Origin of the sequence: Streptomyces sp. URMC 126 (assembly GCF_051386555.1) — a bacterium.
GTDB lineage: Bacteria > Actinomycetota > Actinomycetes > Streptomycetales > Streptomycetaceae > Streptomyces.
Genome location: NZ_JBPQTX010000700.1, coordinates 1 through 373 on the forward strand (window position 1 = coordinate 1; position 373 = coordinate 373).

1 protein-coding gene is annotated in these 373 nt (G+C 79.4%); it reads right to left on the bottom strand.

The window, feature by feature from the left end; all coding sequences use genetic code 11:
• Positions 1 to 4 precede the first annotated feature (4 nt).
• Positions 5 to 373: LysR substrate-binding domain-containing protein (locus ACSNOK_RS33520; RefSeq protein ID WP_436784545.1), on the bottom strand; the 369-nt coding region annotated here is incomplete at its 5' end.

Genomic DNA, 373 nt, shown 5'->3' on the forward strand with positions numbered 1-373 from the left:
CCCCTCATGCCCCGCCCCGCGTCAGCCCCAGCAGATCCCAGGCGGGCCCCACCGGCCGCTGCCCCAGGGGCCATACCGCCCGGAGGTCGCGGCGCAGGGACAGGCCGGCGACGGAGACCTCGACGAGGCGGCGGGCGGCGAGTTCGTCGCCGACGGCCAGTTCGCTGAGGACGGACGGGCCGGCGCCGCTGACGACCGCCGCCTTGACGGCCGTGGTGGAGGCGAGTTCCAGCAGCGGCTCGGCCGGGCCGTTCTCGGCGGCGAGGGCCGCGTCCAGGACCTGGCGGGTGCCGGAGCCGCTCTCGCGCAGGATCAGGGGGGTGGCGGCGAGCTCGGCGCGGGTGAGCGGGGCGCGGCGGCGGGCCCAGGGGTG